Below are 24,709 nucleotides of genomic sequence, written 5' to 3' on the forward strand. Positions count from 1 at the left end.
TGTTGGATTAGTCCAATTGGTGCGTAACAGTCCTTATGGACAGCCATAAGCGCAGTACTCAGCTTGAACGGCTTGAGGTGGTCGAGACTGGTCGCCGGCGACGCTGGTCGGATGACGAAAAGCTGCGGATCGTGACCGAAAGCTTTCAAGCGCCGCGCGCGATATCGTCGACAGCAAGACGCCATGGCATATCACGTTCGTTGCTGATGACATGGCGGCGCTCGTTCGGTCCCGAGCCGATCAGCCCTCAAAGCGAGCAATCCGGCTTTGCGCGGGTCGTCCTTGCCGCTGAGGTCGAGCCGGCGGTTGCTGCCACAGCGACGAGCGGGCAGATGGTGATCGTCGTTGGCCGGGATCGTCGGGTGATTGTCGATGCGGGCGTCGATGCGGCCGCCCTGGCGCGGGTGCTGCAGGTTCTGGAGCGTCGATGATCCCAGTCTCTTCGAGCGCACGCATCTGGATTGCGACCGGCTACACTGACATGCGCAAGGGCATGCAGGGTTTGTCATTATTGGTGCAGGAAAGCCTTGGTCGCGATCCGTTCGCCGGAGATGTCTTCGTGTTCCGCGGACGCGGCGGTTCGCTGATCAAGGCCTTGTGGCACGATGGAATTGGATTGTCGCTCTACGCGAAGCGGTTGGACCGTGGCCGTTTTGTCTGGCCGGCGACGGTGGGCGGTGTGGTGGGGCTGAGCGCGGCGCAGATGAGTTATCTGCTGGAGGCGATCGACTGGCGCAATCCGCAGCACACGTGGCGGCCACAGAGCGCAGGATAGGCTCAAAAAAGTTCTGAGGTGCGGAAGAAAAGACGCCTCAAATCGCCTCTTTTGTGATTCCATCGGGGCCATGGGTGACGGCCTTGAATCGCTGCCAGACGACATCGAAACGCTGCAAGCGGCATTGATCGTTGCTCGGGCGGAGGCTGCGGCCGCCCGTGCCCGGCAGTCCGACGACCAGGCGTTGATCGCCCATCTGAAGCTGCAGATCGAGAAACTCAACCGCGACCGCCATGGTCCGCGCTCGGAGCGTACCGCGCGGCTATTGGATCAGCTTGAACTGACGCTGGAGGAGCTGGAGAGTTCGGCGACGGAGGACGAACTCGCCGCCGAAATGGCCGCGGCCAAAACCACGAAGGTGGCGTCGTTCACGCGCAAGCGGCCGTCACGCCAGCCGTTCCCGGAGCATCTACCTCGCGAGCGGGTGATCGTGCCGGGACCTGTGGCGTGCGCCTGCTGTGGCGGCGCGCGGCTGTCCAAGCTCGGCGAGGACATCACCGAGACGCTGGAGGTGATCCCGAAATCCTGGAAAGTGATCCAGCACGTCCGCGAGAAGTTTACTTGCCGTGATTGCGAGAAGATCAGCCAGGCTCCGGCGCCGTTCCATGTGCTTGCCCGCGGCTGGGCGGGGCCAAGCCTGCTGGCGATGGTGCTGTTCGAGAAGTTTGGTCAACATCAGCCGCTGAACCGGCAAGCGGAGCGCTATGCCAAGGAGGGCGTGCCGATCAGTCTGTCGACCCTGGCCGACCAGGTCGGCGGCTGCACCGCGGCGCTGGCACCTTTGTTCAAGCGCCTCGAGGCCTACGTACTGAGCGCCGAGCGATTGCACGGGGACGACACCACGGTTCCGGTCCTGGCCAAAGGCAAGACCGACACCGGCCGGATCTGGGTCTATGTGCGCGACGACAAGCCTTTTGGAGGGCAGGCCCCGCCGGGCGCGGTGTTCTATTACTCGCGCGATCGGGCCGGCGAGCATCCCCAGGCTCACTTGGCCAACTACAGCGGAATCTTCCAGGCCGATGCCTATGGCGGCTATGGCAGGCTTTACGAACCGGGCCGCAACGCAGGTCCGATCCTGGAAGCCGCGTGCTGGGTCCATGCCCGGCGGCCGTTCTTCGTGATGGCTGATCTGGCCGAGAATGCGCGTCGCAAGGCTCAGGGCAAGAGGCCGGCAGTGATCTCGCCGCTGGCGCTGGAAACAGTCCGCCGGATCGACGCCCTGTTCGAGATCGAGCGGACCATCAACGGTCAGAGCGCCGAAAGGCGCCAGGCAGTTCGCCGGGAACTCAGCGCGCCGCTCGTGGCCGATCTGGAAGCCTGGATGCGCACACAACGCGCCAAGCTCTCGCGCAGCAACGATGTCGCCAAGGCCATGGACTACATGCTCAAGCGCTGGAGCGCATTTACCCGCTTCCTCGATGACGGCCGCATCTGCCTGTCCAACAATGCGGCGGAGCGTGGCGTGCGCGGCATCGCTTTAGGTCGGAAGTCGTGGTTGTTCTGCGGCTCGGATCGCGGCGGCGAGCGGGCGGCGGTGATGTACAGCCTGATCGTCACCGCCAAGATGAACGACGTCGATCCGCAAGCCTGGCTCGCCGACGTTCTGGCGCGCATCGCCGAGCATCCCGTCCAAAGGCTCGACGAACTGCTGCCATGGAATTGGCGCTCTGCCATCCGGAACGTTGATCAAGCCGCCTGAGCCGAAAATGACCCGCGCGCGGTCTTCGCCGGATGCTTACAGTTCACCGCAATTCCCGTGTCTCCCTTAAGGGGTGCAGTCCAGCACTGTCAGCGTAATGACCAGCCTATTGCGGCACCAAATCCTCTCGGCTCACACTGCCGCCATTCAGATTGTTCCAGCCTGAGGCCCATCTTCTTCACCGACGACTGGTTACGGTATCAACCTGGACACAATCCGGTCCAATCCAATGCGTGCACAGCCTTCGCCGCCCGCTCCGCCCACCGGAACGCCGGCAACACCGATGCCGCCGACGACATCATCTCCGATGCGGATCGGCAAGCCACCACCGAGCGCAGTCATGTGCTCAAACACCATCAAACCGTTGGCACCCGGGCTGCGTTCAACGATCGTCCCTATCTGCACGGTGCTGATCCGCAGCATTGATGCCGTATAGGCCTTGCGCAAAGCGCCTTCGAGCAGATGCGGATTCGCCCCGTCGGCACGCAGCGTGGCGCGTACCTGCCCCGAGCGATCCACCACGGTCACTGCGATTCTGTAATTTTGGGACAGGCAGCCATCGAGCGCGGCACGAGCGCCGTCGAGCGCCAATGAAAACGGAAGCTGATGCTCAGTCAGCAACTCCTCGGCAGGCGCGCCGTTGGCGAGGAGCAAACACGCAGTCAGCGCCGCGGAAAGACGAACACATGCCATTCGTAACATGCTTGTTATTTTAGTCCAAAGAACCGCGCGAAGGGAAGGCCTTATGGTGACAGTGGCCTAACAGTGCATTCAACTCACTTTTGCTGCCCTTGGGGGTTGAGTGCACCGTAATTCTAGCGAAGCAGGCTACCAACCACCACGCTTTGCCTTCTCCATCGCAACGCGAACGGTTTCGTGAAGGTCGCTGGATGCGAGCCGAGCCTCGACGCGCGTAATATACGGATCATAAGAACACATTTTCTCGACGGTTTCGCGCCCGTTCGTGTAGGAACCGCCGAACAGCATCAGTGTGAAAGCATCAACCGCACGATCGTCCGCCAACTCTCGATCCAAAGCCTCCCGGCAAGGGTCGTCCCAGATCCCGATATCAAGCATCGTATAGAGGGGTGAGACGTCCCATCGGCACGGGATAAGCCGACCGGACAGGTGCAATGTACGCCAATTGTGAGACATCTCTTCGGCGACGGCTTTAGCTTGGTCGTGCGTCAATATCAGCGCATTGTCGGGATGGCGATCCCTGCCAAATAGGCCATGCAAGAATATCTGACGCCTGAGCCAGAGCGGTGTCAGTGCTTCTTCGTCCTGATTGCGCAGGTTGGTGAAGATGGTGATGGCCGTGGTCTGGAACGACGGATTGCGCAGAACGCAACGTTCGAGGACTTCCGCGAGATTTTGCACGACTTCATGCATTGGGCTGTACGATCTGATCCACTCGCAATCCGGCTTTATGGCGAAAGCTGCAATACCTTGCCAGAGATTGACGTGATCGATGCTCGGCAATTCCGAGTAGATGTCGTCGAACCGATCGATCAACGTCGCAATCGTGTCGTTGTCATAGGCCTGACGAAGAGCGGTAGCGATCGCGTCCGGCCTCTTTGTGAACAACGCATGAATTTCATCGCGAGAATATTCACCTGGCACCAGTCCCAAGCGTAGCGTTGTCAGCAGAGGCCTACGGCGAAACAGCGCGTCGAAGCGCGTATTGTCGCGACTCCGCGAAGTATCCGAAAGAATCGGAAATAGAAACGCGAGCAACTTTTTGACGCTCTCGCGGTTCTCCGTGAGCGGAACAAGATTGTTGAGTCGTTCGTCAACCGACTGTTTCTCACCAGCCATGGCGCGGATCACGCCCGCTTCCGAGAAAATCTCGTCAGTAAACTCGTCCGGTCGCGCCCGAATGACCTCTACCGTTTGGGGCGCTTTCGTCAGTAGCGCGCAATATCCCAGCAAGTCGATCCAATCGACCTCATCGCGCAGCATGCCTGCGACAGCATGGAACGTGCCGGTCAGCCGGGAGATATCGCGGATCGTGTCGATGACATCTTCGGTAAGTAACTTTTCCAATTTTTGGTAGCGCTCGATGCTCCGGAAATTTTCTGGTAGGCGGAGCTGGGCCTGGAGAGCGAACAACTCGCCCGCTAGTAGGCGTGCGAGTTCATTGCTGAAGATGACCGGAAGCGGAATCTGAAGCTGGACAATTTTTTCGAGATAGGCCCGACCGCGATCCTCTGCCTCTGCGCCATTAGCTCCGCGACCCAGCGCTTGTATGACACGCTTAGAATCGTAAGCAAGCACGTAAGAGATGCCGGGAAAATCGGCGATGGATCGGACAAGTTGAGCGACCGTCCGGATTTCCTCATCTTCAACGCGGTCAAGCTCATCGATCAGCACGACAATTGGAACATCAATCGCCGCCAGCTCTTTCATAAGCCGGGATTTGAGTCCGGTGAGACTTTCGTTGCTCTTTACGGCCTCCTTGATAATGCCACTTCCGCCTCTGATGATGATGGGGCCAAGTAAAGGAATCCATGTAGCAGCGGCGGGCGCGATAAGCTCTCCGTACTTTGCGATCGTCGCGCCAACCTTCTTAAGGTGCTCACTGGCTTTCGGATCGGCATTTATTGTGCGGATCAGTTCGCTGATGAATTCGGATATCAGATCATTGCGTCCTGACACGAGCCAAGGATCGAAACTCACCACCAGCGCCCGCGAATAAGTCTCCTTTATACGCTGGCGCAGCAGGTTCAGAACCGATGATTTTCCGCTACCCCACGCGCCGGTGATACCGATCGCAATGCCGCGGGATTTCGCGGTATTCTTGTCGATTAGCGCGTCGGCAAGGCGGCGAACAAAATCTATCCTTCCGAGGGCATCCTCACTAGCCCGTTCGATCGGACGCTCGGGCTGCCCAGGCGAGCTCGATACAGCTTGGGATGCGGAAGGAGGGAAATCTTTGGCAGTCATTGTGCAATGCGTCCAATTGAAAAATGTTCTACGTAAACCTGTAGAATAAGCCGCGAACAGCCGCAAGGCGAGAGCGACGACGTCCATTCCTCCACAGGCTACTCGCTACGCGTCTTCAGCTGGTTTGCTTCACTGCCCATTTCGTCCTCACGCGCATGCGCGCGCCCCCTGCCCCTTGTCGCATTTTGCTGCTATTCATCGCCCCCGCCCGAAACCAAAAACCCTCCGACCATTCAAGGGAGCAACAACCATGCGATACCTCCACACCATGCTGCGCGTGCGCAATCTCGATGCTGCGCTGAAGTTTTACCAGGATGCGCTGGGACTGAAGGAGGTGCGGCGGATCGAGAACGACAAGGGGCGCTTCACGCTCGTCTTCCTGTGCTCGGCCGACGATCTCGACGCGCTGAAGAAGCAGCCGCAGACGCGCGGCGCGCCGCTGGTCGAGCTCACCTACAATTGGGACGAGGAGAAGTATGGCGAGGACCGCTTCTTCGGCCATCTCGCCTATGAGGTCGACGACATCTACGCCACCTGCGCGCAGCTGATGAAGGCGGGCGTCACCATCAACCGGCCGCCGCGCGACGGCAGCATGGCCTTCGTCCGCTCGCCCGATCTGCACTCGATCGAGCTGCTCCAGAAGGGCGAGCCGAAGGCGCCGGCCGAGCCGTGGTCGTCGATGCCGAATACCGGCCATTGGTAAGGGCTTTTCCGTAGGAACAAAGCCCTCGCCGCGCGCGTTCACTCCTCGACAATGCGACTAGAGGAGGACGCAAATGGGACGAGGTCTTTTGTTGTGGATGGTCGGCGTGCCGATCCCGGTGATCATTCTGCTGTGGCTGTTCTTCGGCCACTGATCGCCTGACCTGCGCTTGCAATGAAAGCTCCGCCTCAGGCGGAGCTTTTTGCATGCAGGCGGAGCTTTTTGCATGAGAGGCTGGCGGCAATCGCGGTCGCCGCTCTCGCAAAATTCCGCTATCACCCGCGCACGGTGGCCTTGTCGCCCGGATGGAGCGAAGCGTAATCCGGGACCGGCCGCCGCAGCCGAAGCACCCCGGATTGCGCTTCGCTCCATCCGGGCTACGACACCGAAAAACGCGCGGGAGGATTTTATGCCGGACACACAGCTGACGATCTGGGGCCGCGCCAACTCGGTCAACGTGCAGAAGGTGCTGTGGTGCCTCACCGAGCTTGGCCTGCCCTATGAGCGCATCGACGCCGGCATGAGTTACGGCAAGACCCGCGAGGCCGACTATCTCGCGATGAACCCCAATGCGCGGATCCCCACCCTGGTCGAGGGCGACTTCGTGCTGTGGGAGTCCAACTCCATCATGCGCTATCTCTGCCTCGCGCATGGGCGCGGCACGCCGATCTATCCGGAGGCAGTGAGGCTGCGCGCCGGCGTCGACCGCTGGCTCGACTGGACGCTATCGATGGTGCAGCCGGTCGACCGCCCGGTGTTTTGGGGCATCGTGCGCACGGCACCCGCCGAGCGCGATATGATCCAGGTGCAGAAGGATGCCGATGCGGCCGCCGAGGTCTGGGCGATCGCCGATCGGCTGCTGAGCTCGCGCCGCTACATGGAGGGCGACCAGTTCACCCTCGCCGATATCGCGATCGGCGCCTATGCGCGGCGCTGGCTCGGCGTCGAGGGCATCACCCGGCCGGCGCAGCCGCACCTGACGCGCTGGCTCGCCGAACTCGGCAAGCGGCCCGGATTTGCACAGTTTGTCGCACCGCCGATGTCGTGAGCGGTGGCGCGGCTTAAGCTGCGCTGGGATCGGGATGATTAGCTTCAACCGCGCAAGCATCACGGGTCGCGCCCGCACTTGACGGCTACTGTGCATGGGGTTGTTTTCGACTTTTTTTATTGTCCTGAGGCCGGCACCACAACGTCGCGTTGATCGTCTCGCCGATCGCATGTTACTGATCAATTCCGCATTGTTCGGATTGATGTCATGCAGGCAGGCGATTTCAGCGCGACGCTGCAGAATTTGTTCGAGAAGGGTGTGCGCTACGGGTCCGTCATCGACCTCGGCTGCGCCGATGGGCATTTCGTGCTCAACCATCTCGCCTGCCTCAGCGGTGCAGTGCCGCTGAACGTCGACGCCAACCGGATCTATGAGGACTCCCTCAAGGCGATCAAGGAAGCGCTTGGCGGCCACTATCGCATCTGCGCCGTCACCGACCATGAAGGCGAGATCGAGATCACCGAGTCGGTGCATCCCTACTGGTCATCGGTCCGACCTGCGGGCGACATCTACTGGTCGCGGGTCAACGACCTGACCAAGAGCAAGGTCAAGGTGCCGGCGACGAAGCTTGATACGCTGGTCGAGGAATTGTCGCTCCAGCCGCCGTTCCTGCTCAAGCTCGACGTGCAGGGCGCGGAAAAGGCCGCGCTGACGGGCGCGCGCCACGTGCTCGACAATTGCAATGTGGTGGTGTGCGAGGCCGACATTGACGACTTCCAGGACATCAACGCGACGTTGGTCGAGGCCGGTTTCTTTCTCTACGACCTGACGACGATCCAGCGCCTGCGCGACGGAACGCTCGGCTGGTTTTACCCGGTTTACGTCAGCGGGAAGCTCGCGCATCTGAAGCCGCAGGCGTTCTGGGATTCCGGCGACAACGCAGCCGTGATCGGCGTGCAGGAGACGAGCCGCAAGATGATCCTCGAGCAGAACAAGAAGATCCTCAACCGGCTGGCTTTCGGGCAGAGCAAGGTCGGCCGCAACGATCCCTGTCCCTGCGGGTCAGGGCAGAAATTCAAGCATTGTTGCGGCAGCTACTGATAACGTGGCGCTCCCTAGCGGAATCGAACCGCTCTCTCCACCGTGAAAGGGTGGCGTCCTAACCGATAGACGAAGGGAGCTAACACAAGGCCCCGCCGCTTTTCGCGGCACGACCGCCGGCCGCACGAGTCGTGCCGGGCGGCCACGGCGGGCGAACGTATAGTGGCCTTTGGGCCGGTCGGCAAGCCGTTCGGAACGGTCTTTTCGTCCCCCGGTGGACAGCCGCCCCGGGATCATTCGGGAGCCGATTTCAACCGTTTCTTAGGGTTCCCTGAGATAGCGCTGGAGCGGGAGATTTTAAGCCGATGCCACAGCCCAAGAAGCGCGCAGCCCGCAAACTGCTGTCGCGGCATGCCTGGATCACCCTCGAGGGTGGATTCGCGGCGCGGCATTGCCTGGTCCAGGACATCTCGAGCACGGGCGCGAAGATCACGACGGACGAGGATGCGACCCAGCTTCCCGGCGTGATCCGGATGGCCTTCTCGCGGGATGCGCGGACCGGGCGGAGCTGCCAGGTGATCTGGCGCCGCGGTAAATCGGCCGGCATCAAGTTCCTCTGAGGCGGCCCCGGATGGCGCCTGACGCGGGTCCGGGCTACAACGCGAGGATGCGCGCCACCGTCCTCCTTCTCGTCTCCATCGCAGCGACAACCGCGGCAACGGCCGAGACCTTGCGCCTGCCTCCCGCCGAGCCGCCGCAGGCCGGCAAGACCCTGCCGCTGAAGGGCACCTCCGGGTCCGCGAAGGCCGGCTCCTGCGCCTCCTATGGCCGTGGCTTCACCTGGGTCGAGGCCACCGGGACCTGCGTGAAGATCGGCGGCTCAATCAGCGTCGACGCCGCGGTCCGGCGCTAGCGCCTCATGTCGCCGGATCTGCTGCGGCTCGATCTCGTCGTCCCCGTGCTGATGTATTGCGCCCTGCTGTGGTGGGTCGGACGCGGCCTGAGCTGGACGGCGCGGCTTGCGACGGCCGCGGTCACGCTCGTGCTGATCATCTGCGTGCTGCTGGTCGAGCGCGGCTGGCGCTAGAGCCCCAAGACGGCGCGGCCGAATTCTTCAGGTCGTCGTCAAAACCTCACGTCGCCGATCGCGCCATTTTTTGCCCATCGCGATGAACGGCCTTTCGATGAACCGCCAGGACATCCACGCCATCGGCGTGGTCAACAGCACGCCGAGAACAATGCTCAGCATGATCGACAGCATGGGCCAGCCGTCGATGGTGCAGATGCGGACCGCAATGCTCAAACCGATCATGTGGAGGAGATAGAAGCTGTAGGATATCCGGCCGTAGAAGCTGATCACCGGCTGATCCAGGAAACGGAAGCCGCGCTGCGGCGCCCCAAACGCAATCAGCGCGACGAGCAGGCCGGATGAACACGCTTCGAGCAAGATGATCGGAGCGGTTTGCTTTTGCAGACCGCAATAGAGGAACACCGCGCAGGCTACGGCGGCCACCATTATCTGCCGGCGGCCGATGGCTTCCACGAGGCCGCGTCCCGAGAAGTGAAGCGCCACGCCAAGCACGAAGGCATGAAGTGGCGCAAGGTTGGCGTAGCCTCCAAGCAAATGCGCATATGGACCGACAAACGAAAGTCCGAACAGAATAACGATCAACGGGATCAGCGAGCGCGGGCCAAATTGCCGGCCGGCCAGAAAGCTCAGAATGATGACCGGCGTCGCGAAACACTCCACAGTCATCGACCACATCGGCCCGTTGATGTCATGTTTGATCATCAGGGCGTTCAATGCGACGTTGAGGGGCGAAAAATCCGGCTCGAAGCCGAGATGAAAGCCGAACCCCTCATGGAGCACGGTCAACAGCAACACAGTCGCAATCGCTGCTGGAAACAGCCGGAAAAGCCGGTGGCGCAGGAATGCGACGATGTTGTCGTTCCGGTCCAGCGACCGCGCCAGCACGAAGCCGCTCAACACGAAGAAGAGCACCACCGGCGCCATGCCCGTGACGTATGTGTCCGTGAACTGCCCGAATGCGTGATAGCCGACCACAGAGACCGCGGCGAGGCCACGCAATGACTCAAGTTTCGGCAGGAATTCGAGTTTCTGAACCACGGTCGTCCTGATCTCCAAAAATTGGATAGAGGCTTTGGGCCCGCAAGTAAATTCTGCATCCTCGCGAAGCGGGATGCGGAGGGAGGCCGGGTCTCCCCGCAAAATCCACCGCCCCGGCATGAACCTCCCTCCCCCTCGCCTCCGACAAACGTCCGAAGGGGAACCGCGACGCGCGGGACCTAGAGGCCGTGGCTGGCGCGACGGCGTCACGGATGTTGAAAGACGACAGCCCCATGGAGCAGCGGGAATCCACCTCGGACGGCCAGTCCGGCGCCCCACCGACCATGCCGGTGGCGCCGCCCTGGCTGCGCCACACGACACACCATCCGCCGGAACGACGCGCCAGGATGCTGGATCACATGGCACGCGCCCGATCCGCGCCGCAGCCCCAGGCCGCGACATCGTCGGTCGCCGCGGAACCGTCAGACAAAGGCGCCAAGGAATATGTGGCCCACTTCATCGCCCGCATGATCCTGTTCGGACTCATCGGGCTCGTCTTCCAATCGCGCTTCCCGCTCTATCTCGGCGCCTTTTTCTTCCTCACCGACGGCGCGTTCGTCGAATGGGTGCTGCGCAAGGCGGGCATCCGGTTCGAGCCCGACGCGATCGGCCCCGATCTCGTCAGATGCTTCGTATCCTGGTTCGGATGGGGAACGCTGCTCGCGTCCTGGAAAGCCTCCGCGCCGGTCTGGCTGATGCCATGGATGCCCCCGAACGGGTCGTGGTCCTTCATCGGCGCTACCGCCCTCATGCTCGCCAGCGTCGAAGCCATCGCGTCCGTGATCATGCGGCGCGTTCTGCCGTGGTTCGGGCTGAGGATCAGGCCGGACAGCCTGGTATGGACACCGATCCAGCTCCTCGTCGGCCTTGGCCTCCTCGCTCCCCTGATCCTCTTCGACTATTCGACGTCCACCATCACGCGATGGCTCGCGGGTCTTTGAGCGATCGTTCAGCGCACCCAACCAACGCGCTGTCAGGTCTCCGTAAGCCGCTACCGCTAGCCTCGAACGAACCGATTCTCGAAAGACCGGCCTGGCCGAAAAGCGCAGGGTGCTGGCATGCGCGGTGACAAATGAGCCGTTTGGAGCCGCAGCAGTTGCGACAGATTGCGATCGTGTCGCGCGCGCTGGCACGACAGGACGGCATCGACTACGGCCAGACCTCCAGGCGTGAACGCCATCAGTACCGCCGCGAAGCGGTCATCACGCTGCTCGGCAACTGGACGCTCGACGACATCCGCCGCGCTGACGGCGTCATCGACAATTGCAGGGACGGCTAAGCGACGAGCCGTCGCTTGCAGTGATGCGACCAGAGAGCGTGCATCTCGCGAAGGCACCTGCCTCAGGTTACTATCGATCATCGCATTTACCGAAAATTTACCCCTGCTCCTGAATGCGGGTGTCATTTGCTTAGAATTTGATCGCTACCGTGGAATTACGGAAACAATCCAAAACACGATCGGCGCTCATGTCCGTCTCCGAATTCCTCAGGCAGCGTGCAGTGGACGTCACGGTGAGCGGCAGCTACTCGCTGCATCGCTGGTACGATTGCGAGGGCAAGCTCCGCACCTTCGCCTGCCGGACCAAGCGCGTCTCGCCGTTCCGCATGATCGTGGACGTGCCGGTCGTCGGCAAGGTCGGCGAGCGCGTGACCTCCTATTTTCAGGACTTTGGCGAATTCGAGTGCACGATCAGCGCGACGCTGAAATCGGGCTTCCTGATGGAGCTCGACATGACCCGTGCGCGCCGCGCCTGGATGTCGGAAAAGCTGACCTGGCTCGAGAAAAAGCAGAAGGACGCCAGCATCGAAGATCTCCGCCGCGACGCGCGGTTCGTGCCGCAGGCCTCGCATACGTTCCTAACGCTCGCCGACGGCGGCAGCCACCCCTGCTTCATCATCGACGTCTCCACGGCCGGGGTCGCGATATCCTGCGAATACGACCCTCCGATCGGAACGCCGCTCGCGGTCGGCGCCTGCGTCGGGCGCGTCATCCGGAAATTTGCCAACGGCTTTGCGGTCAAATTTGCCGAAAAGCTGCAGCGGGACGACCTCGTCCGCCTGATCGTGCGCTCGGCGGTGCCGCAACCGGCCTGAGGCCGCCTTGCCTCCGCATCGCTGCCCTATCGCGGCCCCATTGCGGGATCAGCTTTTTAAGGTCTGCGCCTTGTGCCAGACTTCATTTGCAGACTTGCGATCGGGGGACCGAATGGCAGTCGACAAGATCAGAGTCGATAAGATCACCTGGGACAGGGTCGGCCGGGTCACCGAGCCCGGACGCTACATGTACACGTTCGGCTGGCTCACCATCACCGCCGGCGACCTCGCGATCTGGCAGCAATACCCGCAGGCGGCGTTCACGTTACTCGGACAGCATGCTGTGCCGAATGACGCGGCCGCAGGCGAGGAATTCCATCTCGGCGCCTTCGACGTCGCGCCCGATGCCCGGCCGCCCTTCACGACCCATTGAGAGCTATATCCCGCGGGCCCGCGGCCGGGCCGATTCGAGCCGCCGCAACCGGCGTTTCGCGTAAGAAGCTGTTGCGCCAAGCGCAGAACAGCGCGGGAACGCGTGGCACGCCGGTTGCTTGATCAGCGGCATGACCCATCTCGCCGCTGCCGACCAAACCTTCCTGTTGCTGGTGATCGCCTTCTGCCTGGGCTCATGCCTGATCCGCGCCTTCTGGGAGCTGGAACAGGCCCGCGCCCGACGTCGCGCCCCGTCGCCCCGCCGGCGGACAACGATGCGTGACTAGGCCAATGCGCTAGCCCGCGCGTTGTCGAGGCATCGGCAACTCCGCCTCTGGACTTGCGGCCAGGACACGTGCATCGTGAATCGAAGAAACCTTCATATTCCTTTGATCTAACTCACTAATCGCGACCTGCTATGGGCACGCGGTTGTTGCCGTTGATATCGAACAGGTTCATTCATGCGGTTGATTACGCTCATACTTCTGACCTCGGCGATGAGCGGAGCCGCGTTGGCCCAGACCCCGGAATGCCGAACGATTGCCGAGCCCGCGACGCGGCTCGCCTGCTATGACAAGGCGACCCCGCCCCTTGCCGCCGCAACGGCACCGAAACGGGCCGCTACGGCGAAGTCGCAGACCGACCCCGAGAAGTCCGTGGGATCGCAGAGTGCCGAGGATGCGCTGGTCACCGCGCGGATGAACGGAATCTGTCGCGGTTGTTAAGCGACGCGACAGCAAGCGCATGACACATGGTCGCATTGGTTGAAGTGGATAAGCTGGCCAAGGAAACCTATTTTCGACGCCGATGTACCTGATTGAAGCGTTACCCACCGTCATCGGAACGGCCGCCATCGCCCCGGCGCTGCTGATGCTATGGCTTGTCATCGCCGCCGAGGAACGCCCGGGCCCGCCGACCCAGGTCTGGACCGCGTTCCTGCTCGGCGCGGCCAGCATTTCGCTGCTGGGTCTCGCCCGCGCTCCTTTCGCCAGGATGGTTGCCGCGCCCGACAATCCCTGGGCGGAGCTCGCCATGCATTCGATCTTCGGGGTCGCGCTGCCCGAGGAAGCCGTGAAGGTGATCGCTATCGTCCTGGTCTCCTCGACCAAGCGACGGACCTTCGCCAATCCGATGGACACGGTGGTCTATGGCGCCGCTGTCGGCCTTGGCTTCGCGGCCTACGAGAACCTCGCTTACCTGGTGCAGCATGCAGAGATGTGGCGGTCGCTCGCGGCCCTGCGCAGCGTGCTCACCGTGCCGTTCCACGGCGCACTCGGCATCATCGCCGGCGCTTATCTCACGATCGCACGTGCCGGCACGGCGCTGGGTGCCAACCGCCATCACCGCGACTGGGCCCGTCTCTCCAGCCGGCTGCTGATGTTGGCGGGCCCGCTCGCCCTGCATTCGGCCTTCGACTTCCCGCTGCTCACGCTTCAGCGCATGCCGGATCTCGATCCCAGCTTGCGGATGTGGCTGGGCGCCGCCAGCCTCCTGATCGGCTTCAGCTCGATCGCCTTCGCCATCCGGCTGGTGCGGCGCGTCGCGCGCCATCATGCGCCGCGGACCGACGTCGCGCGGGAGCGGCTCAGCCAGTTGCGCCGGATGTGGGCGCTGCTGCTGGCCGGCGGCGGCGTAGGCTTTCTCGGCCTTGCCTTCGTGCTGACCTCGATCCACCACTGGCTCATCAATCCCGAGCGCAATTTGACGCTGGCGCTGATCCCGATCGGCCTCACCTCGATCCTGCTCGGCATCGCGCTTCTGATCGTCACAACCGCGATCTACGTTCTCGGTCGCAACCGCATCCGCACCAGCGGGGAAGGTTTTTCGTCAGCGCACGGTGGCGGTTGAGCCGCGGGATGGTAAGCGCGGTACGCGCATACTAGATTGAGCCGCATCCGCTTCCCGCGACGTGAGAGGCCACCATGACATCGCCCGAGGATTTTTCACGGCTGCAATCCGCCATGAGCCAGACGGTGAAGGCGCATTGGAAGGCCTTTCTGTTCGAAGGCATTCTGCTCGCCGTTCTCGGCATTGCCGCGCTGATCCTGCCGCCGCTCGCGAGCCTTGCGATCACGATCTTCCTCGGCTGGATGTTTCTGATCAGCGGCATCGGCGGACTGATCGTGACCTACTGGGCCCGCAGCACGCCGGGCTTCTGGTGGTCGCTGATTTCGGCTGCGTTGGCCGTATTTGCCGGCATGCTGCTGCTGGCGCGGCCGATGCAAGCCGTGCTGACGCTGACCATCGTGCTCGGTGCCTATTTCCTCGCCGAGGGCGTCGCCACCATCATGTATGCGCTGGAGCACCGCCGCGAGCTCAGCGGCCGCTGGTCGTGGCTGCTGATCTCGGGCCTTGTCGACATCGCGATCTCGTTCATGGTGATCACCGGACTGCCGAGCACGGGGGAATGGGCCATCGGAGTCCTCGTCGGCATCAACCTTTTGTTCGGCGGCGCCACACTGATCGGGATGGCCTTGGCGGCACGCAACAGCAACAGTTGAGGCGCCTCGTCGCGCCCAGTGCTGTTTTGGGGGGTGACAACCCGCCAATGGGACGCTATATGACGCTGTATGATCACCGTCGCCACCAGCTATTGGTACTTTAGCTACGACAGCTCGCTGGCGGCAGGAGGATCGCGCTCAATCTAAAACATTGAAGCAAACGTCCGAACAGCCGCCAGACCTGGCGGCTTTTTTATTGGCCGGCAGGTTCTCAACAAACAGGAGCCCGCCGTGCTGAGCACGACAGACGATCTTCGTATCCGCGAACTGAAAGAGCTGAGCACACCTGAAGAGGTGATGCGGGAGGTCCCGCGCACGCTCACCGCAACGCGTGTGGTGATGGCGTCGCGCAACGCCATCCATGCCATCCTCAATGGCCAGGACGACCGGCTTCTGGTCGTGGTCGGCCCGTGCTCGGTACATGACCCCAAGGCCGCGCTTGAGTATGCCGAGCGCCTCGCCGGCTTGCGCGAAGACCTCGCTGACCAGCTTGAGATCGTGATGCGGGTCTATTTCGAGAAGCCGCGCACCACCGTCGGCTGGAAGGGCCTGATCAACGATCCCGATCTCGACGGCAGCTTCGACATCAACAAGGGCCTGCGCCTCGCGCGCAACGTGCTGTCGGCCATCAACAATCTCGGCCTGCCCGCCGGGGCAGAATTTCTCGACATGACGACGCCGCAATACATCGCCGACCTCGTGTCCTGGGCGGCGATCGGTGCGCGCACGACCGAGAGCCAGATCCATCGCGAGCTGGCCTCCGGGCTGTCCTGCCCGGTCGGCTTCAAGAACGGCACCGATGGCAATGTGCGCATTGCAGCGGACGCCGTGAAGTCCGCCTCGCATCCGCACCATTTCATGGCAGTGACCAAGCGCGGCCGCTCGGCGATCGCCTCGACCGCGGGCAATGAGGACTGCCACATCATCCTGCGTGGCGGCAGCAGGCCGAACTACGACGCGGCAAGCGTCGCGGCGGCCTGCAACGAGCTGGCGAAATCCGGCGTCGCGCCGCTTGTGATGGTGGATGCAAGCCACGCCAATTCGAGCAAGAAGCCGGAGAACCAGCCGCTGGTCACGGCCGACATCGCCAGCCAGATTTCAGGCGGCGAGGACCGCATCATGGGCGTGATGATCGAGAGCAATCTCGTCGCCGGCAGGCAAGACGTGGTGCCGGGCAAGCCGTTGACCTACGGCCAGAGCATCACCGACGGCTGCATCGACTGGGCGACCACGGCAACGGTACTCGAACAGCTCGCTGACGCCGTCGAGATCCGGCGCAACACCAAGCGCGCCGGGCTGCGCGAGCGCTCCGCGTAAGCTGAGCCAAAAGCGGGCGGGGCGATGCTGTTCGCGCCCTGCCCGCCGTCGTCGCGGCTTAGCAGCCGCGGCAAATGCTCTTGATCTTCTTGTCGAGCGCCGCGTCTTCCTTGTTCACGGGATTGTTCGGGTCGCTCAAATTCTTCTCGCTCGGCACGTCACCGGCCCGCGGCTGGCGATGGCCGACCGGCGCCGGCGGCAATGAGCCGGACGAGGCTCCGCCGGATGTCGATCCCTTGGTGCCGGTCTGCGCGACCGCCGCGCCGCCGAGCAAGACCACGAGCGACACAGCCACGACGATCTTCTTCATGTCCTTCCTCCACTCCTCAAACCGCCGTCCTCTTCGTCACCGCTCAGGTCTCGGGCGGATAGAGATGAACGTCGCCGCAATAATCCACGATACGATAGCGCGTTTCCGAGTCCGCATCACCCGCATCTGCTGCGGTATTTTGCACCGCCAACACATAATTCGGTCCGACCGGCGACTTGCCGGCGCCGCCGGGAATATCGATGACATAGTCAGGCTGACATAGTCCTGACACCCGTCCGCGCAACTGCCGCATCAACTCCTGCCCCGCCGCGAGCGTGGTGCGCAAATGCGCCGTGCCCGGCGCGAGATCGCCGTGATGCAAATAGTAGGGCTTGATCCGGCATTCGACGAAAGCTCGCATCAAATCCGACAGAGCCGTGACGTCGTCATTGACGCCGCGCAAAAGCACGGACTGGCTCACCATAGGAATTCCGGCATCGACCAGCCGCGCGCAGGCGGCGCGAGCCGCGTCCGTCAGCTCGCGGGCATGGTTGGCATGCAGCGCGACCCAGGTGGTCGCGCCCTCGACCTTCAGCGCCGCGACCATCTCGTCGCTGATACGAGCAGGGTCCGCCACGGGCACGCGGGTGTGAAGGCGGATGATCTTGACGTGATCGATGGCTGCGAGATCAGCCATGATCTCGCTCATGCGCCGCGGCGACAGCATCAGCGGATCGCCGCCGGTCAGGATCACTTCCCAAATCTCGCTATGCGTGCGGATATAGTCGATCGCCGCGCGATACGCGCTGTCCGACAGCGCGTTCTCCTTGCCCGGGCCGACCATCTCGCGACGGAAGCAGAAGCGGCAATAGACCGCGCAGACGTGAACGAGCTTGAACAACACGCGATCGGGATAGCGATGCACGATGCCGGGCACCGGCGAGTGCGGGTGATCGCCGATCGGATCGGCGTTCTCACCCGGCCGCACCTCCAGCTCCGCGGCGGTCGGAACAAATTGGCGGGCGATGGGATCATCGGGATCGGATGTGTCGATCAGCTCGACCAACGCCGGCGTGATCGCGACCGCATAGCGCGCGGCAACGCGTTCCAGCGCCGGCAGCGCTTCGATGGGTGCAAGATGCTCGGCCACGAGCTCGGCCGGCTCGCGCAATGTGCGTGCAAGGTTGGTCTTCGTCATGTCTCGCTTAACGTTTCATCTACAGGCGGCGTCCACACCACCTGATCAATTCGTGTTGCGCCGCTCGCCAGCATGACCAGCCGGTCGAAGCCGAGCGCGACGCCGCTCGCCTCCGGCATTGCGGCGACCGCGGCCAGGAAATCCTCGTCCAGCGGATAGGCCTCACCGTAGCGGCGCTGCTTCTCCGCCATCGACTCCATGAAGCGCCGCCGTTGCTCTTCGGCGTCGGTCAATTCGCCAAAGCCGTTAGCAAGCTCGACGCCGCAGGCATAGACCTCGAAACGCTCCGCGACTCGCGGATCGTCCGCCTTTGCACGCGCCAGCGCCGCCTCTGGAGATGGGTATTCGAACAGAATGGTCAAACGGCCCTGCCCCAGATGCGGCTCGACATGCTCGACCAGAACCTTGCTGAAGATGTCCGACCAATTGTCGTCCTCGGCCACGCGGACCTTGCCGGCGGCGGCCCGGGCGAGCGCCGCACGGTCGCCCTCGCTGCCCGAAATGGTGGAAAGCAGGTCGATTCCGGCGTACCGCTCGAAGGCGCCGGCGACGGTGAGCAGCTCCGGCTCGGCAAAGGGATCAGCGGTCCGGCCGCGGAAGGAAAAGGTTCCGATCCCGGTCACTTGGGCCGCCCGGGCGATCACGACGACGCAATCGGCCATGATGGCGTCGTAGGGCGCGCTGGCCCGGTACCATTCCAGCATGGTGAATTCGGGCAGATGCAGGTCGCCCCGCTCGCGGTCGCGGAACACCCGGGCGAACTCGAAGATTCGGGGCTCGCCGGCCGCCAGCAGCTTCTTGCAGGCGAATTCCGGGGAGGTCCGCAGGTAACGCCTGGCACGGCTGCCGTCGGGCCGCATGATCAGGGTACGCGGGGCATGCAGATGGGTCTCGTTGCCCGGGGAGACCTGGAGAACGGAGGTTTCGACCTCGGCGAAGCCCTGTTCGGCGAAAAAAACCCGTAGAGCCCTGGTGATGGCCCCTCTTACCTGGAGGAACGGTCGCCGGTCGAGGTGCCGCGAGGGGGACCAGAATGGCGAAATCAGCTTGTCCCCAGCCATCAGGCAACCGCCCCGCAGGCCAGCAAAATGCTGGCATTAAACGACAAAATGCGTATGTTGCGGCCCGAAACGGGCGCCGAGGTCTGATTTGAGGCCCCAGGTCCCCCATCAATTCGACCACGTCCTGGCCGGTGCCGGGCCAAGCAAGCAGGAAATTTCGCTTTGAGAGTCATCGCCAGTTCTATTCGCAAGGGCAACGTGATCGAGCAAGACGGCAAGCTATATGTCGTCGTGACCGCTGAAAACATCCATCCCGGCAAGGGCACCCCGGTCAGCCAGATCGAAATGCGCCGAATCTCCGACGGGGTAAAGATCTCCGAGCGCTACAAGACCACCGACCAGGTCGAGAAGGCCACGATCGAAGAGCGCAACTTCACCTTCCTGTATGAAGATGGTGACGGCTACCACTTCATGAACCCGGAAACCTATGATCAGGTCCAGGTGTCCAAGGACGTCATCGGCGACTCGGCCGCCTATCTCCAGGAGAGTATGACGGTCAAGCTGTCGACGCACGACGTCAACGTGGTATCGATCGCGTTGCCACAGCGCGTGACGCTGGAAGTGGTCGAGACCGAGCCCGTGACCAAGGGCCAGACCGCCTCCTCCTCCTACAAGCCCGCGATTCTCTCCAACGGCTTGCGCACCACCGTTCCGCCGCACATCGCGGTCGGCACCCGCATCGTGGTGATGACCGAAGACGGCTCCTACTCCGAGCGCGCCAAGGACTAAGCGAGGAATCAGCACAGGTGGCCGCCGGGGGGCGAGACAGTGGGTAGGACAAGTTTCCGCTTCGTCTCGCAAGCCCTGGCGTCGCTTTCGCTTCTCCTCGCCAGCCCGTTGGCTGCGGATGAATTCCGCAGCCCCTCGCTCACGGCCCTGCGCGTCGATTGGCGCGCAGCACTCGACCAGCTCCGCACCGAGATCAACGGCCGCCCCCAGGTCGCGGGCGATTTCATCTTCGTGCCCCGCCGTTCGGTGCCGCGCTACGATCCGCGCGCGATGCCGGCACTGGTGCAGCTCAACGCGGTCTCCTCGCAATTCTTCACCGGCATCGCGCGCAGCGCTGTCCCCGTGCTGCTGCCGTTCGACGCTGCCGCGTATCTGGAAGCCCAACGCAACGGCACGCCATCGAGCGTGTCGCTGTCGCGCTACCAGGCCGATTTCAACCCCGTCGACATGTTCGACGCCGGCCCCGCCGGTTACAGCGCGGCTTTCTCTTTCGAGCCCGGTGCCGGCGACGGCATGCCGTCGCGAACTTTTGCGAAGCCGGTCGAGGTACAGATCACGGGATCGGCGCTCGTCTACGACATCGCCGATCCCGCCGGCGGCAAGGGCGAGCCGGTCAAGCCGCTCGCGGCAATCTATCCGGATCTGCGCAGGTTCATTCGCGAAGGCTATGTGCGTTACGCCTTCTCACGCTTCGGCGTCGCCTATGTCGTGTCCATCCAGTGCCTGGACAGCGTCGCAAAACCGCGGCGGCTGGCCTGCAAGGAAGCCTACCCCGTCGCCGAGCGCTTCCTGAAGGCCCTGCACGTTGCCGGCGGCCAGCGCATGCGGCCGCTGATGGATGTTGCCTCCGACATCACCGATCGCCCCATGGAGCGATCGGTGGATTTCAGTTACCGGCCGAGCGGCGACATCATCCCCAACACCGGCTATCGCAAGCAGGGCGGCCATCCCGACGTGATGGCCTATGCGCAGATCCGCTTTCCGCTTGAGAAGGCGCCGGCCTTTGTGCATTCGCAATCCTACGCCAAGCGCGACAAGAACGAGGGCCCGACCGCCTATCCCTGGCGCGACAATTTCTGCGAGTCCCGCAGTTTTGAAGTCTGGCAATGCGGCGGCGGCTACGGCCATCAGGGCGAGGACATCCGCGCGGCCGACTGTCCGCCGCAAAGCGACGGCCGCGACCCCTGCGATCCCAAGCAGCGCGGCGTGGTCGCCGTGCGCGACGCCATCGTGATCCGCGCCTCCAAGGACCAGGCCGCAACGCTCGAGATCAACAGCCGCACCGAGCACGTCCGCTTCCGCTACATGCACATGAACCCGCAGACCATGAACGCCGACGGCCTGCTCAACGGCCGCATCGTGGCTGAGGGCGAGAAGATCGGCGTGGTCTCGAACTATCTCGACCATCCCGCCGGCACCTCCATGCACCTGCATTTCGACGTCCAGGTGTTCACCCGCGACGGCTGGATCTGGGTCAGTCCTTACGTGACGCTGGTATCGGCCTACGAACGCCTGATCCGCGCCCGCGGCCGCGAGATCGGCCCGGAGATCGCCGGCACCGCGCAGCCCGTCGCACATGCGCTGCCCGAGGATGTGGTCAAACCCGACCAGCGTGAGGGGTCGAGCAGCGAAGAGAACTGAAATCCAAGCCAATTGGTTGGCAAGCTCGGCATTCTCCGTGCCCTCTCTGGCCTCAGAATTGCTTGGTTCCGGGCAGGCAAGGCGAAACCCAGCGTCCATCCTTGCCTTCGTAAGCGTTGCATCGAAGCAAAACGAAGGGAAGCACATGCGTTTTCTCACCACGGCGGCCGTTCTGGCCGTCGCTTTCGCCGTGCCGGCACATGCACAGGAATTGAGCGGCACGCTGAAGAAGATCAAGGAGACCGGCGCGATCACGCTGGGGATACGCGACAGTGCCGTGCCCTTCAGCTATATCGACGAAAAGCAGAAGATCGTGGGCTACGCCGTCGACATCTGCATGAAGATCGTCGACGAGATCAAAACCGAGCTCAAGCTGGACAAGCTCGAGGTCAGTCAAAACATCGTCACTTCGTCCACCCGTATTCCGCTGATGGCGAACGGGACCATCGACCTCGAATGCGGCTCGACGACCAACAATGCCGACCGCCAGAAGCAGGTGTGGTTCACCAACACCCACTTCCTCACGGCGAGCCGCTTCGTGTCCAAGAAGGCGCTAAAGCTCGACCAGGTCGATGACCTCAAGGGCAAGGCCGTCGTCTCGGTCTCGGGCACCACCAACATCACCCAGCTCAACAAGGCCAACGCTGCACGCTCGCTCGGCATCACCGTCATGAACGCCAAGGACGTTCCCGAGGCATTCTTGATGGTCGAGACCGACCGCGCTGTGGCCTTCGTCATGGACGACATCCAGCTTGCGGCCATGGTCGCCTCCTCGAAGGATCCGTCGCTCTACGCCATCAGCACCGGCGCTTTTTCCGATCCGGAGCCTTACGGCATCATGCTGCGCAAGGACGATGTACCGTTCAAGACGGTGGTCGATCGGGCGACCGCAAAGCTCTACAAGAGCGCGGAGATCGAGCAGATCTACAACAAATGGTTCATGGAGCCGGTGCCGCCGCGCGGCCTGAACTTCCACGTCCCGCTGCCGGCCTCGCTGAAAAAGTCCTTCGAGCACCCGTCCGACAATCCTGATCCAGCGTCTTACGGAGGCTAATGGAATAGTAGCCCGGATGGAACGAAGCGCAATCCGGGGTCTTCGCGCGCACTCGCGGCGGTCCCGGATTGCGCTTCGCTCCATCCGGGCTACAGGTTACTCCAGATACGTCGTGAGCTGTGCGCCCTCGTCCGCCACGAACACCGCAATCAATTCGGCCGGCTCAGTCGTGCTCGCATTGGCCGAGACCAGATGCGTCGCGCCCGGCGGTTCGAAGAAGGATTGGCCAACCCCAAACGTCTCGATCGGGCCGCCGCCGAGCTGGGAGCGGATCTCGCCCTTGGTGACGTAGGCCGTCACCGAGCCCGCGTGGCGATGCGGCCTTGAAAACCCTCCGGGGCCATAAAACACGCGCACGATGGTGACGCGCTTGCCCGGCACGTTGGGCAGCGCGTAGGAACCGATCGGTTCCACTTTGTCGAGTGGCGAGCTCTCCGCAGCAGCGGCGCAGAGCGGTGCGAATGCGCCAGATACGGTGTCCATTGTGATTGGCAGTACCTTGCCGATCGCAAGCGCGCAGGCGAGCCCGCCGACAACAGCCAACGCCACCGAACGCGATGGCGCCGGGCGCTGCATGGTGGCCAAACCCATAACAGTCATAACAACCTCCCCTTGTTGCAATCAGGATGCCGCAGCATTCGCTGCTGCGACCGGCCGCTTCGCCGGCGTCCAGCGATACGCCGCACCAAAGCGGTTCCAGACGTTGATCGAGGCAATTGCGGATGTCAGGTACATCAGCTCGGTCTCGGAGAACTCACGGGCAGCCTCCGCATGGACCTCGTCGCTGACGCCGTCGGGCAGGAAGGTCAGCGCCTCCGTCCAGGCCAGCGCCGCCCGCTCGCGCACAGAGAAGATCGGCGCCTCGCGCCAGACCGCGACCAGATTGAGCTTGTCTACGGGCACGCCGATGCGCTCCGAGAACAGGATGTGATGCTGCACGCAGAAGGCGCAGCCGTTGATCTGCGAAGCGCGCAGCTTGACGAGCTCCAGGAGCTGCTTGTCGAGGCCGGCCTTGGCCGCAACCTGGCCCAGCGCGAGCACCAGGTCATACGCATCGGGCGCAATCTTCTTGAAATCCTCGTATTCGCTGCGGGCGTGTGACATTGCCGTTCACCTCGTGCTATTATAAGAGCACTTATATACTATAAGAGCTCTTATATGGCGCGCAAGTCGACTGGCATCACGAAATCGCAACCGGGGCAGAAGGCGCCGAGGGCGGACGCTGCGGCCCACGTGCCCGCCGCCGGCGAGGGCAAGCGCGGCGAGCAAGGCTATCTCGGCTACCTCCTGCGCCAGGCCCACGCGGCGGTCAGGTTGAAGATGGAACGAACGCTCGCCGATCTCGGCGTGACGTCGCCGCAATTCGCCGTGCTGACCATGCTGAACGCCTACCCGGGCCTGTCCGGCGCCGACGTCGCCCGCCTCACCTTCCTGACGCCGCAGACCGTCGGGGTCATCATTCGCAACCTCGAACGCGATGGTGCAATTGAGATGACGCCCCATCCCGTCCACGGCCGCATCCAGCAATGGACGCTGACGCAGCGCGGCGCGACGTTGCTGAAGGCGTGCCGGGAGCGTGTCATCGCGCTGGAGAAGCGTCTCGCCGGCGGACTTGATGCCAAGGCCGAGGCCACCATCCGCCGCTGGCTGGCCGACGTCGCGATCGAGTTGCAGGACCAGGAATAGACGCGGGGCCGCGCTCAGTCTTTCATCGCATCGGCGAACTTGCGCGTCAGTCGGACGAGATCGTCGATCTCGGCGGCATCCCATGTCGCGAAGATGGCGCGGCCGATCCGTTCGCGCGCGGCATCGACGAGATCAGTCATTGCCTTGCCCTTCGCCGTGATGACGGCCTCGCGCACGCGGCGATCCGTGGGGTGCTCGCGGCGCTCCGCGAGGCCGAGGCTTTCGAGCTTGGCGACCTGCCGACTGACGGTGGTGTAGTCGCGCCCAACGCGGTCGGCGAGATCGACGATACCGATCGGTCCGAACCGCTCAATGCCGACCAGCAGCGGAAACAGCGCCCGGTCGAGCCGGATGCCCGCCTCCTTGATCAGCATTTCGTCGCGCTGCGGCCGGTTCATCGCGCCGACGATATCGAGGAGCGCCCCGTGCAGCACTCGCAGACGGTCACTAATATGTGTATTTTGCACATTCTTTCTTGACGGCATCGGCGGCTCCAAACTAGATATGTGCATAATACACGCATCTA

General features: G+C 63.0%; 31 protein-coding genes and 1 tRNA gene. 22 read left to right on the forward strand and 10 right to left on the reverse strand.

All coding sequences use genetic code 11. The features are described from left to right. Window positions 1-35: 35 nt before the first annotated feature. The 3 genes from tnpA to tnpC all read left to right on the forward strand — a co-directional run bounded on the left by tnpA (window position 36) and on the right by tnpC (window position 2,474). Entirely contained in the window at window positions 36-431 is a 396-nt protein-coding gene (gene tnpA, locus UB31_RS12450) for an IS66-like element accessory protein TnpA (protein WP_044999804.1), read from the forward strand. Next, window positions 428-775, forward strand: a complete 348-nt coding sequence (gene tnpB / locus UB31_RS12455) for an IS66 family insertion sequence element accessory protein TnpB (RefSeq protein WP_044999806.1) — start codon at window positions 428-430, stop codon at window positions 773-775. Before tnpA ends, tnpB begins: the two co-directional genes overlap by 4 nt. A gap of 70 nt (window positions 776-845) precedes the next feature. Further along, window positions 846-2,474: an IS66 family transposase gene (gene tnpC, locus UB31_RS12460; RefSeq protein WP_044999807.1), complete on the forward strand. Its 1,629-nt coding sequence runs from the start codon at window positions 846-848 to the stop codon at window positions 2,472-2,474. 192 nt (window positions 2,475-2,666) lie between these two features. On the opposite strand, the gene UB31_RS12465 is transcribed toward tnpC, so the two are convergent. Then, complete coding sequence (locus tag UB31_RS12465) at window positions 2,667-3,128, reverse strand: GlcG/HbpS family heme-binding protein (protein WP_050044770.1); 462 nt, start codon at window positions 3,126-3,128, stop codon at window positions 2,667-2,669. A 174-nt stretch (window positions 3,129-3,302) separates the two neighbouring features. Next, window positions 3,303-5,420: a KAP family P-loop NTPase fold protein gene (locus tag UB31_RS12470; protein ID WP_045011037.1), complete on the reverse strand. Its 2,118-nt coding sequence runs from the start codon at window positions 5,418-5,420 to the stop codon at window positions 3,303-3,305. A 250-nt stretch (window positions 5,421-5,670) separates the two neighbouring features. On the opposite strand from UB31_RS12470, the gene UB31_RS12475 reads away from it, so the two are divergent. The 3 genes from UB31_RS12475 to UB31_RS12485 all read left to right on the forward strand — a co-directional run bounded on the left by UB31_RS12475 (window position 5,671) and on the right by UB31_RS12485 (window position 8,212). Then, entirely contained in the window at window positions 5,671-6,123 is a 453-nt protein-coding gene (locus UB31_RS12475) for a VOC family protein (RefSeq protein WP_045011038.1), read from the forward strand. A 409-nt stretch (window positions 6,124-6,532) separates the two neighbouring features. Further along, window positions 6,533-7,171, forward strand: coding sequence for a glutathione S-transferase family protein (locus UB31_RS12480; RefSeq protein WP_045011039.1), 639 nt, complete (start codon window positions 6,533-6,535; stop codon window positions 7,169-7,171). Window positions 7,172-7,378: 207 nt separating this feature from the next. After that, window positions 7,379-8,212: an FkbM family methyltransferase gene (locus UB31_RS12485; RefSeq protein ID WP_050044771.1), complete on the forward strand. Its 834-nt coding sequence runs from the start codon at window positions 7,379-7,381 to the stop codon at window positions 8,210-8,212. 5 nt (window positions 8,213-8,217) lie between these two features. Here the strand turns inward: UB31_RS12485 and UB31_RS12490 are convergent. Then, window positions 8,218-8,292, reverse strand: a tRNA-Glu gene (locus UB31_RS12490). Between the two features lie 225 nt (window positions 8,293-8,517). Here UB31_RS12490 and UB31_RS12495 point away from each other — a divergent pair. From UB31_RS12495 to UB31_RS41400, 3 genes are read left to right on the forward strand one after another with little or no spacing between them, the layout of a single operon-like run. Then, a complete protein-coding gene (locus UB31_RS12495; RefSeq protein ID WP_044999938.1) occupies window positions 8,518-8,772 on the forward strand; it encodes a PilZ domain-containing protein in 255 nt (84 codons plus the stop codon). Between the two features lie 47 nt (window positions 8,773-8,819). After that, complete coding sequence (locus tag UB31_RS12500; RefSeq protein ID WP_045011170.1) at window positions 8,820-9,065, forward strand: hypothetical protein; 246 nt, start codon at window positions 8,820-8,822, stop codon at window positions 9,063-9,065. A 6-nt stretch (window positions 9,066-9,071) separates the two neighbouring features. Continuing rightward, window positions 9,072-9,239: a hypothetical protein gene (locus tag UB31_RS41400; RefSeq protein ID WP_156175315.1), complete on the forward strand. Its 168-nt coding sequence runs from the start codon at window positions 9,072-9,074 to the stop codon at window positions 9,237-9,239. Window positions 9,240-9,266: 27 nt separating this feature from the next. Here the strand turns inward: UB31_RS41400 and UB31_RS12505 are convergent, their stop codons facing one another. Beyond that, window positions 9,267-10,490, reverse strand: a complete 1,224-nt coding sequence (locus UB31_RS12505) for an acyltransferase family protein (protein WP_156175316.1) — start codon at window positions 10,488-10,490, stop codon at window positions 9,267-9,269. A gap of 2 nt (window positions 10,491-10,492) precedes the next feature. On the opposite strand from UB31_RS12505, the gene UB31_RS12510 reads away from it, so the two are divergent. From UB31_RS12510 to UB31_RS12545, 9 genes are all read left to right on the forward strand, one after another. Next, window positions 10,493-11,221 (forward strand): hypothetical protein, encoded by a 729-nt coding sequence (locus UB31_RS12510; RefSeq protein WP_245305371.1) that lies wholly within the window; start codon window positions 10,493-10,495, stop codon window positions 11,219-11,221. Between the two features lie 131 nt (window positions 11,222-11,352). Further along, the gene (locus UB31_RS12515; protein ID WP_044999941.1) at window positions 11,353-11,559 is read left to right on the forward strand and encodes a hypothetical protein; all 207 of its coding nucleotides are present in this window, start codon (window positions 11,353-11,355) and stop codon (window positions 11,557-11,559) included. 188 nt (window positions 11,560-11,747) lie between these two features. Then, the gene (locus tag UB31_RS12520) at window positions 11,748-12,374 is read left to right on the forward strand and encodes a pilus assembly protein PilZ (protein WP_044999942.1); all 627 of its coding nucleotides are present in this window, start codon (window positions 11,748-11,750) and stop codon (window positions 12,372-12,374) included. Window positions 12,375-12,486: 112 nt separating this feature from the next. Beyond that, complete coding sequence (locus tag UB31_RS42145) at window positions 12,487-12,747, forward strand: hypothetical protein (RefSeq protein ID WP_044999943.1); 261 nt, start codon at window positions 12,487-12,489, stop codon at window positions 12,745-12,747. A gap of 130 nt (window positions 12,748-12,877) precedes the next feature. Continuing rightward, complete coding sequence (locus UB31_RS42150; protein ID WP_197090808.1) at window positions 12,878-13,033, forward strand: hypothetical protein; 156 nt, start codon at window positions 12,878-12,880, stop codon at window positions 13,031-13,033. 174 nt (window positions 13,034-13,207) lie between these two features. Beyond that, a complete protein-coding gene (locus UB31_RS12530; RefSeq protein WP_044999944.1) occupies window positions 13,208-13,471 on the forward strand; it encodes a hypothetical protein in 264 nt (87 codons plus the stop codon). Between the two features lie 82 nt (window positions 13,472-13,553). Continuing rightward, entirely contained in the window at window positions 13,554-14,594 is a 1,041-nt protein-coding gene (locus UB31_RS12535) for a PrsW family intramembrane metalloprotease (protein WP_045011041.1), read from the forward strand. 74 nt (window positions 14,595-14,668) lie between these two features. Next, the gene (locus UB31_RS12540) at window positions 14,669-15,247 is read left to right on the forward strand and encodes an HdeD family acid-resistance protein (protein WP_045011042.1); all 579 of its coding nucleotides are present in this window, start codon (window positions 14,669-14,671) and stop codon (window positions 15,245-15,247) included. A 231-nt stretch (window positions 15,248-15,478) separates the two neighbouring features. After that, window positions 15,479-16,564: a 3-deoxy-7-phosphoheptulonate synthase gene (locus tag UB31_RS12545; RefSeq protein ID WP_045011043.1), complete on the forward strand. Its 1,086-nt coding sequence runs from the start codon at window positions 15,479-15,481 to the stop codon at window positions 16,562-16,564. Between the two features lie 58 nt (window positions 16,565-16,622). Here the strand turns inward: UB31_RS12545 and UB31_RS12550 are convergent, their stop codons facing one another. From UB31_RS12550 to epmA, 3 genes are read right to left on the reverse strand one after another with little or no spacing between them, the layout of a single operon-like run. Further along, the gene (locus UB31_RS12550) at window positions 16,623-16,874 is read right to left on the reverse strand and encodes a hypothetical protein (RefSeq protein ID WP_044999948.1); all 252 of its coding nucleotides are present in this window, start codon (window positions 16,872-16,874) and stop codon (window positions 16,623-16,625) included. Window positions 16,875-16,917: 43 nt separating this feature from the next. Beyond that, on the reverse strand, window positions 16,918-18,012 hold the full coding sequence (locus UB31_RS12555) for a lysine-2,3-aminomutase-like protein (protein WP_045011044.1): 1,095 nt from the start codon (window positions 18,010-18,012) through the stop codon (window positions 16,918-16,920). After that, window positions 18,009-19,073: an EF-P lysine aminoacylase EpmA gene (epmA, locus tag UB31_RS12560; RefSeq protein WP_045011045.1), complete on the reverse strand. Its 1,065-nt coding sequence runs from the start codon at window positions 19,071-19,073 to the stop codon at window positions 18,009-18,011. The genes UB31_RS12555 and epmA overlap by 4 nt, the downstream gene beginning before the upstream one ends. 162 nt (window positions 19,074-19,235) lie before the next feature. Between epmA and efp the strand changes: the two genes are divergently transcribed. The 3 genes from efp to UB31_RS12575 all read left to right on the forward strand — a co-directional run bounded on the left by efp (window position 19,236) and on the right by UB31_RS12575 (window position 22,497). Further along, window positions 19,236-19,802 carry an elongation factor P gene (gene efp / locus UB31_RS12565; protein WP_044999951.1) on the forward strand — a complete coding sequence of 189 codons (567 nt, stop codon included), beginning with the start codon at window positions 19,236-19,238 and terminating at the stop codon, window positions 19,800-19,802. A gap of 39 nt (window positions 19,803-19,841) precedes the next feature. Then, window positions 19,842-21,443 (forward strand): peptidoglycan DD-metalloendopeptidase family protein, encoded by a 1,602-nt coding sequence (locus UB31_RS12570; RefSeq protein WP_045011046.1) that lies wholly within the window; start codon window positions 19,842-19,844, stop codon window positions 21,441-21,443. Between the two features lie 145 nt (window positions 21,444-21,588). Beyond that, window positions 21,589-22,497, forward strand: coding sequence for an amino acid ABC transporter substrate-binding protein (locus UB31_RS12575; protein ID WP_044999953.1), 909 nt, complete (start codon window positions 21,589-21,591; stop codon window positions 22,495-22,497). A 96-nt stretch (window positions 22,498-22,593) separates the two neighbouring features. Here the strand turns inward: UB31_RS12575 and UB31_RS12580 are convergent, their stop codons facing one another. After that, window positions 22,594-23,097, reverse strand: coding sequence for a cupin domain-containing protein (locus tag UB31_RS12580; RefSeq protein WP_045011047.1), 504 nt, complete (start codon window positions 23,095-23,097; stop codon window positions 22,594-22,596). A 21-nt stretch (window positions 23,098-23,118) separates the two neighbouring features. Continuing rightward, complete coding sequence (locus tag UB31_RS12585; RefSeq protein WP_045011048.1) at window positions 23,119-23,601, reverse strand: carboxymuconolactone decarboxylase family protein; 483 nt, start codon at window positions 23,599-23,601, stop codon at window positions 23,119-23,121. Between the two features lie 54 nt (window positions 23,602-23,655). Between UB31_RS12585 and UB31_RS12590 the strand changes: the two genes are divergently transcribed. After that, window positions 23,656-24,183, forward strand: coding sequence for a MarR family winged helix-turn-helix transcriptional regulator (locus UB31_RS12590; protein ID WP_045011049.1), 528 nt, complete (start codon window positions 23,656-23,658; stop codon window positions 24,181-24,183). A gap of 14 nt (window positions 24,184-24,197) precedes the next feature. Here UB31_RS12590 and UB31_RS12595 read toward each other — a convergent pair whose 3' ends face one another. Next, complete coding sequence (locus tag UB31_RS12595) at window positions 24,198-24,668, reverse strand: MarR family winged helix-turn-helix transcriptional regulator (RefSeq protein ID WP_045011171.1); 471 nt, start codon at window positions 24,666-24,668, stop codon at window positions 24,198-24,200. Window positions 24,669-24,709: the final 41 nt, after the last annotated feature.

This window comes from Bradyrhizobium sp. LTSP849 (assembly GCF_000938255.1).
GTDB lineage: Bacteria > Pseudomonadota > Alphaproteobacteria > Rhizobiales > Xanthobacteraceae > Bradyrhizobium.